Below are 16,044 nucleotides of genomic sequence, written 5' to 3'. Positions count from 1 at the left end.
GCCGCATCCATCGATGCCGACGCGGTGCGGCGTGGGCGTCACGCTAGTTCCACCGGCCACCTCGCGGCAGGTGCCGGACGTCACCCCTGGCCGTCAGTCGTGCCCCGGCGGCGCCTCCAGCTCCAGCAACCAGCCCTTGCCGGGCTCCACCGCGATTTCATCGCCCGGCCTGAACGTGGCGGCGGGCTGGAAGCCCTCCACCGCAGGCGCCACCATTCGAACCCGTGATGGATCCAGGCCGAGTGCCTTCCAGTCGATGGTGAGCTTTACCTTCGCGGTGGCGGGCGCCCACGAGGCGATGGACACCAGCGTCTTGTCGCCCTTGCGCACGTAGCTGGTGGCGAGCACGTCCGGGTTGCCGGTCTTCACCGGAGTGTCGTGCACCCACCAGCCGATCATGTCCGCCTTCTCGATGCCGAACGCATCCCACAGCTGCCACAGGTGGCGCGGATCGCCGCCGGTCCACGGCAGCCGGTTGGTCATGCCGAACACCATGCCGCGCCAGGGATTGCCGCCGTTCTGCAGCATCTCGCCCATCAGGCCGTAGGGGATGCCGGAGATCTCGGTGAGCCAGTACGCCGGCGAGGTGTGCTCGTAGTCGAACTCCTCGCCGAACCACAGGCGGTCGATGTACGGGAACAGGCCCATGTAGAGCAGCGCGCTGTTAATGTAGCCGTCGCGCGCATCGAACTGGCTGGCCGAGTGCAGGTCGATCAGCGCATGCGGACGGTGCGCGTCCAGCACCTTGCGCACGCGCTTCATGGTGGTGCGGTCGTAGGCCACGTCGTCGAGGTACAGGCCGTCGATGCCAACGTTGCGCGCCAGCCAGTCCAGCCCCTCGATGTAGTAGTTGTGCCAGCGGCTCTGGCCGGCGTCGACCACCGCCGCGTCACGGTTCTCCGGCACGTGCCAGGCGGCGATGTAGTTCCCGTCCAGGTGTTCCTGCAGCCAGGAAAAGCCGCCGCCCTTGCCGGCGCTGATGATCTCGCTGCACGGTCCGGACGCGGCCTTGCCGCCGTCGCCGATGCGGCAGCCGGTGAGGCTTTCCAGCATCGGCAGCTCGGGCGCGCGGTCGGACAGCTCGCGGATGGTGTCGTAGATCTTCACTTCCATGCCGCGCTGGTGCGCCGCATCGACGAACGCCTTCATCCTGGCCGGCGCGAGGAACGGGTAGTTGATCCACGGATTGATCGGCGTGGCGTGGTGGATGTTCACCACATTGGCGCCTTCGCCCTTGACCTGGTCGAGGTCGGCATAGCCGTGGTAGTACCTCTCGGCGAAGTGCTGCGCCGGCTTGATGGTCTTGAACGGCGTCACCCGCAGCACGAGGTTGTAGTGCAGCGTCTGCCCGGGCGCCATCGTGCGCGCGCCGCTGGACGCCTTGACCAGGTAGCGTGCGCCGTCGCGCCTGAGCACGATGCCGCCCTGCCCCGCGTTGTCCCACGAGGCCGGCATCAACAGCGGCTGCTGGTGGTAGAAGTTGGTGTTGAGCGGGCGGCGGTAGTGCTCGTCGCGCAGGTGGAATTCCAGGCCCGCGTTCACGGCGCCGATCCAGGCGCCGTCCTGGTTGTTCTCCACGTTCCACTTCCACGCGAAGTTGTCCGGCGCGGGCGAGCCAGTGCGGCCCAGGCCCAGCTCGTACTGCGCCACGTCGCCCTTCAACGGGATCTCCAGGCGGATGTCGTCCAGCTTCACCGCCTGCGCGGCGGTGAGCGCGATGGCGTAGCTGAGCGTGCCGTCCATCTCCAGGCTCGCCGTCACCTCGCCGCGCAGCGGCCCGGCCTGCCCCGCCACCTGCCAGTGCACCTTGCCGGGGCCGTCGACGACGACCTTGGGCGGGCCGGCCGAGCTCAAGGCATGCGCGCCGCCAGCGTCCTGCACCAGCAGGCGCATCGGCGCGGCGAGCAGCGCACGCGGCTTCTTCGCGAAGCCGGTCATGCGCTCGTCGAAGCGGCTGTCGATCTGCGCCGGCAGGCCGCTGGGCGCCAGCGTCACCGTGCGGCCCAGGATGCCGAGTTCCTTGCCATGCACCGTTACCGCGGTGAACGGCTTCACCAGGCTGTCGTCCTGCGCCAGCGTGGAATTCAGCCAGCGCAGGCGGGTGAGCTGGAAGGGATCGTCGTCGCCGTGCGCCACGGCCTTGTCCGAGCCCACGGTGATCGCCAGCGGCACCTGCTGCGGCGCCGCGCCATCCGCGCTGACCGTCAGCGTGCCGCGGTAGGTGCCGGGCCTGGCGTCGACGGGAATGTCCAGCCCCATCCACAGCGGCTGCACGCGCCCTTGCGCCACGTCGAGGCGGTTGGCGAACGGTTTGCCGGCGTAGTCGATGCCGCCGAGGTTGAAGCAGGTGAGCCGCGCGGCCGGGATGGTGGCGCCGTCCGGACCGTGCAGGTCGCCGAAGCCCACGTGCACGTCCTGCGCCGCGGCGCGCGCGGTCCACAGGCCGACCTGGAAGCTCAGGTATTCGCCGCGCAGCGCACGGTCGGCAAGATCGCCGCCTGCGCCACGCCCGGCCCAGCGCCCGGGAACCTGGGTGAACATGCGGATCGGGTGTTCGCGCGTCTCCGGGAACAGCAGCCAGGGCCGGCCAGGGTTCGCCGCCAGCAGCTGCTGCACTTCGGCCGGCGTGGCGGTGCGCTCCATGTCGGTGTAGGCGTCGAAATCGTCCACCGCCTGGTAGCCGACCACGCGCGCCTGCGGCAGCTTCGCGGCGTGGCCCGGATCGTCGAGGTGATTCTTCTTCACCCACGCGGCGTCGGCGCTGTCCGTCGGTGCGCGGTACGTCACCGTGGGGTAGTTGCGCGAACCCGTGCTGACGTAGGGCTGGTAGTAGATCGCGTAGGTGCCGGCCTGCTTCGCCTCGAACGCCAGCACGCCTTCGGCCTGGTCGACCCGCTCGCGCACCACGTTGTCCACCGCCTTTCCGTCCGGGCCGACGACCAGAGTGGCCACGCGGTCGGGATGGCGGTCGCGCCGGTGCCATGGGATCGTCGCCACCACCGCCGCCGCAGGATGGTCCACGGCCACGGTGTAGCGATGGTTGCCGTACTGGTCGGCGTTCCAGCGCAGTTGCACGCCGTCGGCCAGCGTCTGCGGCTGCGCCATGGCGGCGGTGATGCTGCCGGCCAGCAACGCACAGGCCAGCAGGCCAAGGGGTCGCGGACGAAGGGTTCGTGGACGGCGCATGACGGCCCCTGTAGCAGATGGTTGAGATCGGATATGTAACCCGCCACTCTCTTTTTCGCAAGTAAACGATCTAATACGAAATAATCTGAAGCCATCCCGCGTCACTGCCGCCGCGCAAGGCGCGCACGGCCGCCGCCGGCCCGGGCCGACAGCCCGGCGCTCCTCGAGACCGCCAGCACACCTGCCGCCGCTCAGCCGGTCGCCAGCGGCAACTGCAGCCTCACCTCCAGCCCGCCGCCCGCGCCGTTGCGGGCGAGGATCTCGCCGCCGTGCGCCCTGGCCACCCGCTGCGCGATGGCCAGGCCCAGGCCGTGTCCCTCGGCACGCACGGCATTGCTGCCGCGGAAGAACGGGCGGAACAGCGAGTCCAGCTCGTCTTCGGGCACGCCGGGGCCGTGGTCGCGCACGATGCATTCGGCCTGCCCTGCGACCGCACGCACCGCCAGCTCCACGCTGCCGCCCTCGGGGCTGTACTTGACCGCGTTGGACACCAGGTTGCCGAGTGCGCGTTCCAGCAGCACGGGACTGCCGACCACTTCGACCGGTGCGTCGACCGGGGACCAGTGCAGGCGGATGCGGCGTGCGTCCGCCTCCAGCGTCGCCCGTTGCAGGACGTCGCGGGCCAGTTCGGCGAAATCCAGCCGTTCGCGCTCCATGCCCGGCAGTCCGCCCTCCATGCGCGAGAGCGCCAGCATGTCGCCGGTCATGCGGTCGAGCCGTTCGATCTCCTGCTCGGCCTGGTGGAAATAGCGCTCCGCCGCGGCGGGGTCATCGCTGCGCTGGGCCAGGTCCAGGATCAGCTGCAGGCGCGCCAGCGGCGAGCGCAGCTCGTGCGAGAGATCCTGCAGCACGCGGCGGTCGTGCGTCACCAGCGCCTCGATGCGCTCGGCCATGGCGTCGAAATCGCCGGCGAGCTGGGCCAGCTCGTCGCGCGTGGCGCCGCCGGGATGGCCCACGCGCGCCGACAATTCGCCGGCCGCCATGCGCCGCGCCGCCTCGCGCAGCGCCTGCACCGGCCTCGCCACGCTGCGCGCCACCCACCAGCCGACCAGGCCGATGAACAGCAGCGACAGCGCGAGCTGCACGCCGAACAGGATCTGTTCACGCGTCTGCGGACGCAGCCGCGTGTGCGAGCGGCTCATCGCCACCAGCTGGCGCAGCTGGCCGTCGGCACCGACGACCGGCTGCACCGCCACATAGGCGTACAGGCCCCGCCACGGCCGCAGCACCAGCATGCGGTCGGCCGCCAGCATGCCCGGCAGCGCATGCCAGACCGACGACGGCAGGCGGATCGGCGCCAGCGGCCGGCCGTCCTGGAACAGCGTGGCTTCGATGCCCTCGTGGCGCCGCCGCCCGGACCACGCTGCCAGGCCCGGCGCACCGCCCTGCTGCCAGGCCTGGTCGGCCGACTGTGCCAGCGCGCTCCAGTCGATCTCCACCTCGGTGGTGTATTCGATGAAGCGCCGGGTGAGGAAGCCGCCCAGAACCAGCACCAGCAGGTTCACCGCGCAGAACCACAGCAGCAGGCGCCAGTACAGCGAGCTCTTGAAGGGATTCATGGCGCGCCTGCCACCAGCACATAGCCGGCGCCGCGCACCGCGTCGATGCGCGGCGCCTGCGCCGAGGCCTCGGCCAGCTTGTGGCGCAGCCGGCTCACGTGCACGTCGATGCTGCGGTCATAGCGCTCCAGCTCGCGCCCCAGCGCGAGGCGGGTGAGCGTGGCCTTGTCCACCAGCTCGCCGGCATGTTGCGCCAGTGCCAGCAGCAGCTGGAACTCGGCGCCGGTGAGCGCCAGTTCCCGTTCACCGACCAGGGCGCGGCGCTCGCCGGGCAGCAGGCGCAGCGCGCCGAGCTGCAGGTCGCCCGCGGCGATCGCCGGCGCGTGGCGCCGCAACTGCGCGCGGATGCGGGCCAGCAGCTCGCGCGGCAGGCAGGGCTTGGCGAGGTAGTCGTCCGCGCCCAGCTCCAGCCCCACCACCCGGTCCACCGGTTCCCCGCGCGCGGACAGCATGATCACCGGCAGGCGGTATTTCACGCGCAACTCGCGCAGCGTCTCCAGGCCATCGCGGCCCGGCATCATCACGTCGAGGATCAGCAGGTCGGGCCGCTGCGCCGCGTTGTGCAGACGCGCCAGCGCCGCCCCGCCGTCGTGGGCGAGATCCACGTCGAAACCTTCGCGTTGAAGGTACTCGGCCAGCAGGCCGCACAGCGCGCGGTCGTCGTCGGCGATCAGGATGCGGGTCATGGCGCTATTTAGCGGCGCGGCGGCATCCGCCGGCAACGGCTTTACCCATCTTTACGCTTCCGCAAAGAACATACACACGGGGCTGTCGTCCAATAGCCACACCACCCACTCCCCAACGACAAGAGGCGACAACCATGCGCAAGAACCTGATCATCGGCCTGGCCCTGGGCTCGGCGCTGGCCATCGGCAGCTTCGCGATCGCGGCGCAGCCCGGCCCGCAGGGCGGCGACTGGGGCCATCACCGCGGCCGCCACGCCATGATGGCGCTCGGCAAGCTCAACCTCAGCGATGCCCAGAAGGCCAGCATCAAGCAGATCATGAAGAGCCGCTTCGACCAGAACCGCAGCCAGCGGCAGGCGCTGCGCCAGCAGCGGCAGGCGTTCGAGGCGATGAACCCCACCGACCCCGGCTACCAGGCCGCCGCCGCTTCGCTGGCCCAGGCCGAGGGCGCCGCCACCACCGCTCGGGTGCAGCAAATGGCTGACATCCGCGCGCAGGTCTACAACGTGCTGACCCCGGCGCAGCAGTCACAGCTGGCCTCGATCAAGGCACAGCAGCAGGCCCGCAGGCAGCAGTGGCAGCAGTTCAAGGCGCAGCATCCGACCACCGGCGGGTCACAGGGCGGCCAGTAAGAACCGGCTGCACGGCACCTCCTCCCGCTGTGCAGCAGGCAGCCGCGCCGGCCAACGCCGGCGCGGCTCTTTGGAACGCGGATCAGGCCCAGGGTCTCGAGTCCGGCGCGTGCCGCCAGCGCAGCTGACCGCCTGCTGCGACGTTCATGCCGCATCGCTCACATGCCGCGCTCCCGCGCAGCGCGCCAGCCAGCGGCGTATCTCGGCCAGCACCGCTTCCGGCGCCTCCATGTTCACGTGATGGCCGGCGCCCTGCACCACCACCAGCTGCGCACGCTGGAGGCCATCGGCGAGCTGGATGGACAGCTCCTGCACTTCAGGCTGGTCCTCGCCGCCCACCATCAACAACGTTGGTGCGGCAATCTCGCCCAGGCGATCCATCGCACTGGGCTGCGGCACACGCTGGTCCTGCGCGGCATGGCGCCAGTAACCGGGCTCGCGGCGGAACTGCAGCGCGGTCATCGCCTCGGTCCGGCGGCGGACGCCGGCATCGACGTCGGCCGCCGCGCGGCGCGGCCCGTCGGTGAAGGCCCGCAGCGAGCTGTCGATCATGCCCGGCACGTCGTAGGTGCCCAACGCCTGGAGAAAGGCGCGCGCCGCCGGCGTGCGGTCGGCGAACCTGCCCCAGTAGCCCGCGCCGACGAAGACCAGCGCGCTGACGCGATCGGGGTGCGCCAGCACGAAGTCCAGTGCGGTGGCCGCGCCGCCGGAGCAGGCCAGCAAGGCCGTGCGCCCGATGCCGCAGGCATCGAGCACCGCGGCGAGATCCTCGTGGTGCGCATACGCGCGGCCAGGCACGATATCCGACTGGCCGAAGCCGCGGGCGTCATAGCGCAGCACGCGACGGTCGCGCGCCAGAGCGGCGAACTCGTGATCCCACTGCCGGCTGTCGACGAGGAAACCGTGCAGCAGGGTCACCGCTTCGCCCTGGCCCGCTGTTTGGACATGCAGGCGGGCGCCTTCCACCTGCACCGATGAAGTCGTGACCGTCATGAAAGTCTCCTCGCGCACGGTCAACGCTGGCTCGGTGCCACCAGCACCTGCGTGGCGCTGGTTTCGGTAGCCGCCACGCGTACCGGCGCAAGGTAGCCGTCCGGCTTGTCGCCGACCGCCGCGCCGCCGTGGAGGCGCTCCTGCTGCGCCTGCTCGAAGAAGCTGTAGGGGAACTGCTGCGGCAGCGCCGAGACCTCATCCAGCAGGCGCAGCGCTTCGTCGGGCAAGGAGCGATCCAGCGCGGCGAGGTTGTCCTCGAACTGCGCCATCGTGCGCGCACCGAGTATCACCGAACCCACCGCGGGACGGCGCACCGCCCACTGGATGGCCACCTGCGCCATCGACAGTCCGTGCTCGCGCGCCACCTGCTCCACGGCGCGGACGATGGCCCAGTTGCGCGGAGTGAACTTGTCCTGCAGCGAGGCCAGCCCGCTGCCCTTCAGCGCCTGGATGCGACCGTCGCCGGCGCCGTCGTGGCCCGATTCGCTGGGCTTGTACTTGCCCGAAAGCAGGCCCATGCCCAGCGGGCTCCACGCGGTGATGCCGTAGCCGAGCTCCTGCGCGAGCGGTGCGTATTCGCGCTCGATGTTGCGCTCCACCAGCGAATACTGCAGCTGCAGGTTCACCAGCGGCTGCAGGTGATGCGCCAGCGCCAAGGTCTGGATCTGCGCGGCGTACCAGGCCGGCACGTCGGACAGGCCCGCGTAGCGGATCTTGCCCGCGCGCACCAGGTCGTCCAGCGTGCGCAGCACTTCCTCCGCGGGGGTGACGCGGTCCCAGGTGTGCAGCAGGTACAGATCGATGTAGTCGGTGCCCAGGCGGCGCAGCGAGCCCTCCACCGCGCGCAGGATATTCTTGCGCCCGTTGCCGCCGGCGTTGGGGTTGCCCGGCTCGGCGTTGTAGCTGAACTTGGTGGTCAGCACCACGCGGTCGCGGCTGCCGCTGTCGGCGACGAAGCGGCCCAGCAGGGTTTCGCTCTGGCCCTCGGTGTACAGGTCGGCGGTGTCGATGAAGTTGCCGCCGGCGGCCAGGTAGCGGTCGAACATGGCGCGTGCGGTGGCCTCGTCCGAACCCCAGCCCCAGCTCTCGCCGAAGGTCATGGTGCCCAGTGCGAGGCGGCTGACACGCAGGCCGGAACGGCCGAGGGTGAAGTACTCCAACGACATGGCGAATCTCCGGTGGGTGAATGGGACGACGCCAGTCTGCGCCGCTCGATTGCACCGAAAAACCGCCATCCGCTTTATGCTTTATGAAGTTTTACTAATCAGTAGCCAGGTCCTTCATGCGTGACGACTACGCCTTGCGCGCCTTCCGCGCCATCGCCGAACACGGCAGCTTCACCCGCGCCGCGGCGGCGCTGGACGTTACCGCCTCGGCGCTGAGCCAGACCTTGCGCCAGCTGGAAAGGCAGCTCGGTATACGCCTGCTCCATCGCACCACGCGTCGCGTGGGACTCACCGAAGCAGGCCAGGAACTGCTGCAGCGGATCGCCCCGGCGCTGAAGGAGCTGGATGCGGCGATGGACGCGCTGCGCCAGCACGGCGACCGTCCCGCCGGCCTGCTGCGCCTCACCGTGCCGGACGTGGTGGCGATCGCCCTGCTCGACCCGCTGCTGGGCGAATTCATGGCGCGCTGGCCGGACGTGAAGCTGGACATCCACGTGGACAATGGCCTCAACGACCTGATCGCCGAGGGTTTCGACGCCGGCATCCGCCTCGGCGAACGCCTGCAGCGCGACATGGTGGCCGTGCCGGTCAGCGGTCCGCTGCGCTCGGTGGTGGTGGGCTCGCCCGCCTACTTCGCAAGCCATGGCCGGCCGAGGCAGCCGCGCGAACTGGAGGCCCACGACTGCATCAATTTCCGTCAGCTCAGCAGCCGCGCGCTGTACCGCTGGGAGTTCGCGCACCGCAGCGGCCCGCGCAGGGGCCAGTGGTTCGAGCTGCCGGTGGATGGCCGGCTCACCGTGAACCACGTGCCGCTGGCGGTGCGCGCCGCGGTCGAGGGCGCCGGGCTGGCCTGCGTGCTGGAACCCTTCGCGCGCGACGCACTGGCCGACGGCCGGCTGGAAAGCGTACTCGACGACTGGCTGCCGCCCTTCGACGGCTTCCACCTCTATTACCCCAGCCGCTTCCAGGTGCCGCCGAAGCTGCGCGTGTTCATCGATTTCCTGCGGGAGCGCAGGCACGCGGCCGAAGCGGTACAAGGCTCCGGCCGCACGAGACGCGAAGCTCAGCGATAGCGCCAGCGTCCCTCGACCCAGACATGGCCAGGTGCCCAGTAACCGGGCACCCACACGCGGGCGTGGCGCGGCGCCACCACCACGCAGCCAGTAAGCGCGGCACTGCCGCCAATCAACGCGGCAGCGATCAGGCAGGTGGACAGGAAACGACGCATGGCGCACTCCTCGCGGTGGGATGTGCTGCGAAGAACGCCTCGCCCCGCGCCACGATGACGGGCATCGTGGCGTTTCCCGCACGCAGTTCAGCCGGCCCTCATCTGCCCGGCCGGGGCGGACCGGACTCAGGTTCTTGCGGCGCGCCTCACGGCGTGCGTGACGCGATGGATCAGCCGCGCGGCGACGCGTGCGGTGACTTTGTCGCGGTCATGCGGCGGCGACAGCTCGGCCACGTCCAGTACCTTCACCTTGCCGGTAGCGGCGATCGCGTCGAGCAGTGGCTCGACCACTTCCAGCGGCACGCCGCGCGCGCTGGGCGCGCTGACGCCGGGAGCCATCGCATGCGGCAGCGCATCCAGGCAGATGGTCTGGTAGATCACATCCACGTTCGCCAGCCTCGCCTGCAACTCCGCGATGCGCGCGGGCAGATCGAGCAGCCCCAGTTCGTCGTCGTGCACGTAGTGCACGCCGAGTTCGTCGGCGGTGTCGAACAGCACGCGCGTGTTCGCCGAGGCGCTGATGCCGTAGACGCAGTAATCCAGCGGCAGGCCCAGCGCGGCCGCGTGCCCGATCGCCTGCAGGAACGGCGTGCCGGAGCTGCCCCGGTCCTGCCGGCGCAGGTCGAAGTGCGCATCGATGTTGACGATGGCCACGCGCGGGTGTCGCTCACCGAGATGCCGCGCCAGGCCCTGATAGGTGGCGAACGCGATCTCATGGCCGCCGCCCAGGCCTACCGGCAGGTGGCCGGCGTCGAGCAGCGCGGCCAGCGTTTCGGCGTAGCGCTGCTGCGCGCCCTCGAGGTCGCCGTCGACCACGTCGACCGTGCCGGCGTCGTACAGCGGCGTGTCGTCCAGCAGCGGCAGGTTGGACAGCATCGTGCGCAATGCGGCGGGGCCTTCCGCCGCACCGGTGCGGCCGCCGTTGCGCCGCACGCCCTCGTCGCTGGCGAAGCCCAGCACCGCCACGCCGGGCGCGGCGCCGGCCACGGGCTCGCGCACCCACTGGTGCCAGCGCCGCGTGGCGGGGCCTTCCGGCAAGTCGACGCGCCCGCTCCAGCCATTCATGGCGACACCCGGCGCTGGCGACGAACAAGCTGGTTCATGGACTGCTCCGTTGCGAGATGCGCGCATTGTAGGAGCTTGCTGCATGCCTCGGCATGGTGGCCGCGGCAAGGCAGCGCGAGCCATGCATTGTTACCGAGCAGGCTGCTGGCGCCGTGCTCGCATCCGCTTCACCCTGACCGCCGCAGCATGGGGCATGGCGAAGAAAACCGGTGAACGCATCCCGAAGCTGCGCCTGCGCCTGGCCACGCCCGCCGACGTGCCGGCGCTGGTCGAGCTCACCGCGCGCGTCTACACGCCCGAATGGGGCCATTCGGCGGAGATGCTGCGCTCCCAGCAGACACACTTTCCGCAAGGCCAGTTCGTGGTGGAGTACGAGGGCAAGGTGGTGGGCTACTGTGCCACTTTCCGCACCGACGAAGCCACCGCGCTGGCGCCGCACAGCTGGATGCAGATCACCGGCGGCGGCATGGCCTCGCGCCACAAGCCGGACGGCGACTGGCTGTACGGCATGGAGGTGGTGGTGCATCCGGATTCCCGCCGCATGCGCATCGGCCAGCGCCTGTACCAGGCGCGCAAGCGGTTGTGCATGGACCTCAAGCTGCGCGGCATCGTGTTCGGCGGGCGCATCCCGGGGCTGGCGCGCAACCTGCAGCGCTACGGCAGTGCGGAGGCCTACGTGCAGACGGTGCTGGAAGGCCGGCGCCGCGACCTCACGCTGAGCTTCCAGCTCGCGAACGGCTTCGAGGTGATCGGCCTGTTGCGCGACTACGTGCCCTCGGACCACGAATCGCTGGGCTGGGCCGTGCACCTGGTATGGCGCAATCCGCTGCTGCTCGACCAGCCCGACATCCCATCGATCCCCTCGCCGCGCCAGCTGCCCGACATGGTGCGGGTGGCGTCGGTGCAATACCTGCAGCGGCGCATCGCCTCGTTCGAGGAATTCGCCACCCAGGTCGAGTACTTCACCGACATCGCCGCCGACTACAACGCGGATTTCGTGGTGTTCCCCGAGTTGATCACCCTGCAGCTGCTTTCGATCGAGAACACCGAGCTGCCGGCCACCGACACGATCCGCAAGCTCAGCCAGTACACGCCGCAGGTGAAGGAGCTGTTCGGCCGACTGGCGGTGCACTACAACATCAACATCGTCGCCGGCACCCACCCCACCGAGCAGGCCAACGGCGACATCCACAACGTCTGCTACGTGTGCCTGCGCGACGGCTCGATCCACGAGCGCGAAAAGCTGCACCCCACGCCCAGCGAGCGCATCACCTGGAAGATCACCGGCGGCGAGAGCGCCGCCACGGTGCTGACCGACTGCGGACCGGTCGGCGTGATGATCTGCTACGACAGCGAGTTCCCCGAGGTGGCGCGGCACCTGGTGGACCAGGGCGCGCTGATCCTGTTCGTGCCGTTCTGCACCGACGTGCGCGAAGGCTACCTGCGCGTGCGCTACTGCGCGCAGGCACGCGCGGTGGAAAACCAGTGCTACGTGGTGCTCTCCGGCAACGTGGGCAACCTGCCCGGGGTCAACAATTTCGACATCCAGTACGGCCAGAGCTGCATCCTCACGCCCTGCGACTTCCCGTTCGCGCGCGACGGCATCGCCGCCGACTCCACGCCGAACAGCGAGACCGTGCTGTTCGCCGACCTGCGGCTGGAGAGCCTGGCCAGTGCTCGCAACGCCGGCGCGGTGCAGAATCTCAAGGATCGCCGCTTCGACCTGTACGAGACGCGCTGGCTGCCCAAGCCGCAGGCGGGCTAACGACGATGCGCCGCGCTCTGCGATAATCGCTGGATGCCTGAGCCCGCGCCGAAATCGCCCAATCCTCGTCTGCAGGCCCTGCTGGGCCACGAGTTCTTCGCCCCGATGCAGTGGAAACGGCGCATCGCGCTGTGGAGCGGCGCGATCCTGGTGGCGCTGGCGGCGATCCTGTTCGCCAAGGCCAGCAATTGGGCCTATGCACTGTTCCAGCAGATCCTTGTGTACGGCGTGTGGATACCGCTGTTGATCACGCCGGTGGTGTTCGGGCTGCTGGCCTGGGCCACCGAGGGGCGGCTGCGTGCCACGCGCGGCAGCGGCATCCCCCAGGTGATCGCCACCATGCACATCGAGGACGAAGGATTCCGCCAACGCATGCTGGCGCTGCCCATCGCGGCCTGCAAGATGCTGCTGACCCTGATCGCGCTGGCGGTGGGCGCCTCCATCGGCCGCGAGGGCCCAACCGTGCACGTGGGCGCGGGCCTGTTCTACTCGCTGGGCCGGCGCTTCGGTTTCACCGACCCCAAGGCCGCGTCGCGCTTCATCCTCGCGGGCGGTGCGGCGGGCATCGCGGCGGCCTTCAACACGCCGCTGGCCGGCGTGGTGTTCGCCATCGAGGAACTGGCCGGCACGTTCGAGCACCGCTTCAGCGGCCTGCTGCTGACCGCGGTGATCGTGGGCGGTGTGGTGTCGCTGGGCATCATGGGCAACTACTCGTACTTCGGCGAGGTGCAGGCCGACCTGCTGCTGGGGCACGCCTGGCTGGCGGTGCTGCTGTGCGGCGTCGTCTGCGGCCTGCTGGGCGGCCTGTTCGCGCGGCTGGTCCTGCTCAGCCGCAGCGGCCCCCTGGCCATGATCGGCCGGTTGCGCGCGCGTTGGCCGGTGCTGTTCGCCACCGGCTGCGGGCTGGCGCTGGCGGTCATCGGCGTGCTCTCGCACAACAGCGTCTACGGCACCGGCTACGACCAGGCGCGCGCCTTCGTGCAGGAAGCCTCGGTAACGCCCGGCGAAGGCTTCGGCATCGTCAAGCTGCTCGCCAACGTGGTCTCGTACTGGGCCGGCATCCCTGGCGGCATCTTCTCGCCGGCACTGGCGGTGGGCGCGGGCCTGGGCCACAACATCGCCCATCTGCTGCCGCATGCGCCGGAGGCGGCGGTGGTACTGCTGGGCATGAGCGCCTACCTGTCCGGCGTCACCGGCGCCCCGCTCACTTCGGCGGTGATCGCGATGGAACTGACCGACAACCAGGACATGGTGATACCGATCATGGCCGCCTGCCTGCTCGCCCGCGCCGCAGCGTCGATCTTCAGCCCCACGCCGGTGTACAAGGATTTCGCCGAGCGCATGGTGCGCGACTTCGAACAACAGCACATGGGGCAGGCACCGGCCGACGGCGAGGTGGATGAACCGAAGCCCGAACACGTCGGCGCCACCAGCGCCTATGGCGAGGGCGCCTATGGCGAGCCCGTGGCGGCGTCCGACGAGACGACCGAAGACCCATGACGGCCCCCCGCTGGGATCTGCTGCTCACCCACGCAAACCTCGCGTGCTTCGCTGGTGACGCGCCGTTCGGCCTGGTGGAGGATGCCGCGCTGGCCTGCGCCGATGGCCGCATCGCATGGCTCGGGCCGATGCGCGAGCTGCCCGCCGACGCGCAGGCCGCGTGCGTCGAGGACCTCGGCGGCGCGCTGGTTACGCCGGGCCTGGTCGATTGCCATACCCACCTGGTGTTCGGCGGCGACCGCGCCAACGAGTTCGACATGCGCCTGAATGGCGCCGGCTACGAGGAGATCGCCCGTGCCGGCGGCGGCATCGTGTCCAGCGTGCGCGCCACCCGCGCGGCCGACGAGGACGCGCTGTTCGCCCAGTCGCTGCCGCGCGCCCGCGCCCTGCTCGCCGACGGCGTCACCACGCTGGAGGTCAAGTCGGGCTACGGGCTGGAACAGGAGGCCGAACGCCGCATGCTGCGCGTGGCGCGGCGCATCGGCCGCGAACTCGGCATCACCGTGCGCACCAGCTTCCTGGGCCTGCACGCCTTGCCGCCCGAATACAGCGAGCGCCGCGACGACTACGTGGCCCTGGTCTGCGACGAGATGCTGCCCGCGCTGGCGGCCGAAGGTCTGGTCGACGCGGTGGATGCGTTCTGCGAGCGCATCGCCTTCACGCCCGCGGAGACGCGGCGCCTGTTCGAGCGCGCCGGGCAGCTCGGCCTGCCGGTGAAGCTGCACGCCGAGCAGCTGTCCGACCAGGGCGGTGCCGCGCTGGTGGCACGCTTCGGCGGCCTTTCCGCCGACCACCTGGAACACCTGGGCGATGCGGGCGTCGCCGCGATGGCGAAGGCCGGCACCGTGGCCGTGCTGCTGCCCGGCGCGTTCTACGCGTTGCGCGAAACCCGCCTGCCGCCGGTCGCCGCGCTGCGCGGACACGGCGTGCCGATCGCCATCGCCACCGACTGCAACCCCGGCACGTCGCCGCTGCTCTCGCTGCGGCTGGCCGCGAACATGGCCTGCACGCTGTTCCGCCTCACGCCCGAGGAAGCGCTGCGCGGCGTCACCGTCAACGCGGGCCGCGCGCTTGGCCTTGCCGATCGCGGCACGCTCGCCCCGGGCCAGCGCGCGGATCTCGTGGCGTGGCACGCAAGGCAACCGGCCGAGCTGTGCTACTGGATCGGCGGCAATCTGGTGCGCCAGGCGTGGGTCAACGGAAAGCCCGTGTAGGAGCGCACCCTGTGCGCGAATGCCCTGGTCTCGAATCGAAGCAAGAGCATTCGCGCACAGGGTGCGTTCCTACGCACGCGTGCCGAGTCGCGCCAGCACCGCATCGAAGAATTCCATCGGCAATTCGGCACGCACCGGCACCCGCCACCAGTGCGGCTGCGCGAAGCCGGAGCACTTCACCGCGTCCTTGTCGGTCATCAGCACCGGCAGCCCGTCGCCGAAGGCGAGGTCGGACGCCACGAAGGCGTGATGGTCGGGAAACGCATGCCCGACCACTTCGATGCCTGCATCACGCAAGCTGGCGAAGAAGCGCGCGGGGTTGCCGATGCCGGCCACGGCGTGCACGCGCCTGCCCGTGAAATCCGCAAGCGGCTGCCGCCGCACGCCATCGAGCGTCGCCGCATCGCCCCCGGCGAGCCGCATGGGGTACTCGCCGGCCTGCGGCGTGCCGCCGTTGCAGACGCGCAAATCCACGCGCGACAGCCGGCGCAGCGGTTCGCGCAAGGGGCCCGCAGGCAGCAGGCGGCCGTTGCCGAAGCGGCGTCCACCGTCGATCACGCAGATCTCCACGTCGCGGGCCAGGCGGTAATGCTGCAGGCCATCGTCGGCGATCACCAGATCGCAGCCATCCGCCACCAGCCGTTGCGCCGCCGCGGGGCGGTCGCGCCCCACCGCCACCGGCACGCCGCTGGCGTGGATCAGGCAGGGTTCGTCGCCCACCATGGCGGGGTCGGGCGTCCCCTTCAGCAGCATCGGCCCTCGCTGGCGCCCGCCATGGCCGCGGCTGACCACGCCGGGGCGGAAGCCGCGCGCGCGCAAGGCTTCCCCCAACGCGATGGTCAACGGCGTCTTGCCGGTGCCGCCCGCGGTGAGGTTGCCGATCACGATCACCGGCACCGGCAGGCGCACGCGGCGCAACAACCCGGCGCGGTAGAGCACGCGGCGCAGCGCGCCGAGCGCGCCGTACAGGCCGGCCAGCGGCCACGTCCACCACGGGCTGCGGCCGGTGCCGTACCAGATCGTGCTGAGTTCGTCGGCGAGCGCCACGGG

The 16,044-nt window shown here is 70.4% G+C and carries 13 protein-coding genes; 5 read left to right on the top strand and 8 right to left on the bottom strand.

Annotated features, from left to right (window positions below):
• Positions 1-93: 93 nt before the first annotated feature.
• The 3 genes from AC2EWF_RS10205 to AC2EWF_RS10195 form a co-directional block, all read right to left on the bottom strand.
• Positions 94-3,186, bottom strand: coding sequence for a glycoside hydrolase domain-containing protein (locus AC2EWF_RS10205; RefSeq protein ID WP_483639266.1), 3,093 nt, complete (start codon positions 3,184-3,186; stop codon positions 94-96).
• A gap of 191 nt (positions 3,187-3,377) precedes the next feature.
• The gene (locus AC2EWF_RS10200; RefSeq protein WP_483639265.1) at positions 3,378-4,745 is read right to left on the bottom strand and encodes a sensor histidine kinase; all 1,368 of its coding nucleotides are present in this window, start codon (positions 4,743-4,745) and stop codon (positions 3,378-3,380) included.
• Positions 4,742-5,431, bottom strand: a complete 690-nt coding sequence (locus tag AC2EWF_RS10195) for a response regulator (RefSeq protein WP_483639264.1) — start codon at positions 5,429-5,431, stop codon at positions 4,742-4,744. Before AC2EWF_RS10195 ends, AC2EWF_RS10200 begins: the two co-directional genes overlap by 4 nt.
• A 134-nt stretch (positions 5,432-5,565) precedes the next feature.
• Here AC2EWF_RS10195 and AC2EWF_RS10190 point away from each other — a divergent pair, with 134 nt between their 5' ends.
• Positions 5,566-6,063, top strand: a complete 498-nt coding sequence (locus AC2EWF_RS10190) for a Spy/CpxP family protein refolding chaperone (protein ID WP_483639263.1) — start codon at positions 5,566-5,568, stop codon at positions 6,061-6,063.
• Between the two features lie 144 nt (positions 6,064-6,207).
• On the opposite strand, the gene AC2EWF_RS10185 is transcribed toward AC2EWF_RS10190, so the two are convergent.
• Positions 6,208-7,056, bottom strand: a complete 849-nt coding sequence (locus AC2EWF_RS10185) for an alpha/beta fold hydrolase (protein WP_483639262.1) — start codon at positions 7,054-7,056, stop codon at positions 6,208-6,210.
• A 20-nt stretch (positions 7,057-7,076) separates the two neighbouring features.
• Positions 7,077-8,222 carry an aldo/keto reductase gene (locus AC2EWF_RS10180; protein WP_483639261.1) on the bottom strand — a complete coding sequence of 382 codons (1,146 nt, stop codon included), beginning with the start codon at positions 8,220-8,222 and terminating at the stop codon, positions 7,077-7,079.
• Positions 8,223-8,338: 116 nt separating this feature from the next.
• On the opposite strand from AC2EWF_RS10180, the gene AC2EWF_RS10175 reads away from it, so the two are divergent.
• Positions 8,339-9,295: a LysR family transcriptional regulator gene (locus AC2EWF_RS10175; RefSeq protein WP_483639260.1), complete on the top strand. Its 957-nt coding sequence runs from the start codon at positions 8,339-8,341 to the stop codon at positions 9,293-9,295.
• On the opposite strand, the gene AC2EWF_RS10170 is transcribed toward AC2EWF_RS10175, so the two are convergent.
• The gene (locus AC2EWF_RS10170; protein ID WP_483639259.1) at positions 9,286-9,450 is read right to left on the bottom strand and encodes a hypothetical protein; all 165 of its coding nucleotides are present in this window, start codon (positions 9,448-9,450) and stop codon (positions 9,286-9,288) included. The two genes, AC2EWF_RS10175 and AC2EWF_RS10170, sit on opposite strands and share 10 nt — an antisense overlap.
• A 126-nt stretch (positions 9,451-9,576) precedes the next feature.
• Positions 9,577-10,515, bottom strand: a complete 939-nt coding sequence (hutG, locus tag AC2EWF_RS10165; protein WP_483639258.1) for a formimidoylglutamase — start codon at positions 10,513-10,515, stop codon at positions 9,577-9,579.
• Between the two features lie 193 nt (positions 10,516-10,708).
• On the opposite strand from hutG, the gene AC2EWF_RS10160 reads away from it, so the two are divergent.
• The 3 genes from AC2EWF_RS10160 to hutI all read left to right on the top strand — a co-directional run bounded on the left by AC2EWF_RS10160 (position 10,709) and on the right by hutI (position 14,994).
• Positions 10,709-12,280, top strand: coding sequence for a GNAT family N-acetyltransferase (locus AC2EWF_RS10160; protein WP_483639257.1), 1,572 nt, complete (start codon positions 10,709-10,711; stop codon positions 12,278-12,280).
• A 105-nt stretch (positions 12,281-12,385) separates the two neighbouring features.
• Entirely contained in the window at positions 12,386-13,780 is a 1,395-nt protein-coding gene (locus tag AC2EWF_RS10155; RefSeq protein WP_483639800.1) for a chloride channel protein, read from the top strand.
• On the top strand, positions 13,777-14,994 hold the full coding sequence (gene hutI, locus AC2EWF_RS10150) for an imidazolonepropionase (protein ID WP_483639256.1): 1,218 nt from the start codon (positions 13,777-13,779) through the stop codon (positions 14,992-14,994). Before AC2EWF_RS10155 ends, hutI begins: the two co-directional genes overlap by 4 nt.
• A 69-nt stretch (positions 14,995-15,063) precedes the next feature.
• On the opposite strand, the gene lpxK is transcribed toward hutI, so the two are convergent.
• Positions 15,064-16,041 carry a tetraacyldisaccharide 4'-kinase gene (gene lpxK / locus AC2EWF_RS10145; RefSeq protein ID WP_483639255.1) on the bottom strand — a complete coding sequence of 326 codons (978 nt, stop codon included), beginning with the start codon at positions 16,039-16,041 and terminating at the stop codon, positions 15,064-15,066.
• Positions 16,042-16,044 lie beyond the last annotated feature (3 nt).

Source organism: Rhodanobacter sp. sgz306013 (assembly GCF_057031145.1).
Note: the sequence above shows the minus strand (reverse complement) of the source record. Positions and strands in the feature narration are given on the sequence as shown.

Excerpts from the sequence above, each read along its gene's own strand:
- AC2EWF_RS10205 (WP_483639266.1), bottom strand. The coding sequence starts at position 3,186 with ATGCGCCGTCCACGAACCCTTCGTCCGCGACCCCTTGGCCTGCTGGCC.
- AC2EWF_RS10195 (WP_483639264.1), bottom strand. The coding sequence starts at position 5,431 with ATGACCCGCATCCTGATCGCCGACGACGACCGCGCGCTGTGCGGCCTG.
- AC2EWF_RS10200 (WP_483639265.1), bottom strand. The coding sequence starts at position 4,745 with ATGAATCCCTTCAAGAGCTCGCTGTACTGGCGCCTGCTGCTGTGGTTC.
- AC2EWF_RS10175 (WP_483639260.1), top strand. The coding sequence starts at position 8,339 with ATGCGTGACGACTACGCCTTGCGCGCCTTCCGCGCCATCGCCGAACAC.
- hutI (WP_483639256.1), top strand. The coding sequence starts at position 13,777 with ATGACGGCCCCCCGCTGGGATCTGCTGCTCACCCACGCAAACCTCGCG.
- AC2EWF_RS10160 (WP_483639257.1), top strand. The coding sequence starts at position 10,709 with ATGGCGAAGAAAACCGGTGAACGCATCCCGAAGCTGCGCCTGCGCCTG.
- AC2EWF_RS10155 (WP_483639800.1), top strand. The coding sequence starts at position 12,386 with ATGCAGTGGAAACGGCGCATCGCGCTGTGGAGCGGCGCGATCCTGGTG.
- hutG (WP_483639258.1), bottom strand. The coding sequence starts at position 10,515 with ATGAATGGCTGGAGCGGGCGCGTCGACTTGCCGGAAGGCCCCGCCACG.
- AC2EWF_RS10185 (WP_483639262.1), bottom strand. The coding sequence starts at position 7,056 with ATGACGGTCACGACTTCATCGGTGCAGGTGGAAGGCGCCCGCCTGCAT.
- AC2EWF_RS10170 (WP_483639259.1), bottom strand. The coding sequence starts at position 9,450 with ATGCGTCGTTTCCTGTCCACCTGCCTGATCGCTGCCGCGTTGATTGGC.
- AC2EWF_RS10190 (WP_483639263.1), top strand. The coding sequence starts at position 5,566 with ATGCGCAAGAACCTGATCATCGGCCTGGCCCTGGGCTCGGCGCTGGCC.
- AC2EWF_RS10180 (WP_483639261.1), bottom strand. The coding sequence starts at position 8,222 with ATGTCGTTGGAGTACTTCACCCTCGGCCGTTCCGGCCTGCGTGTCAGC.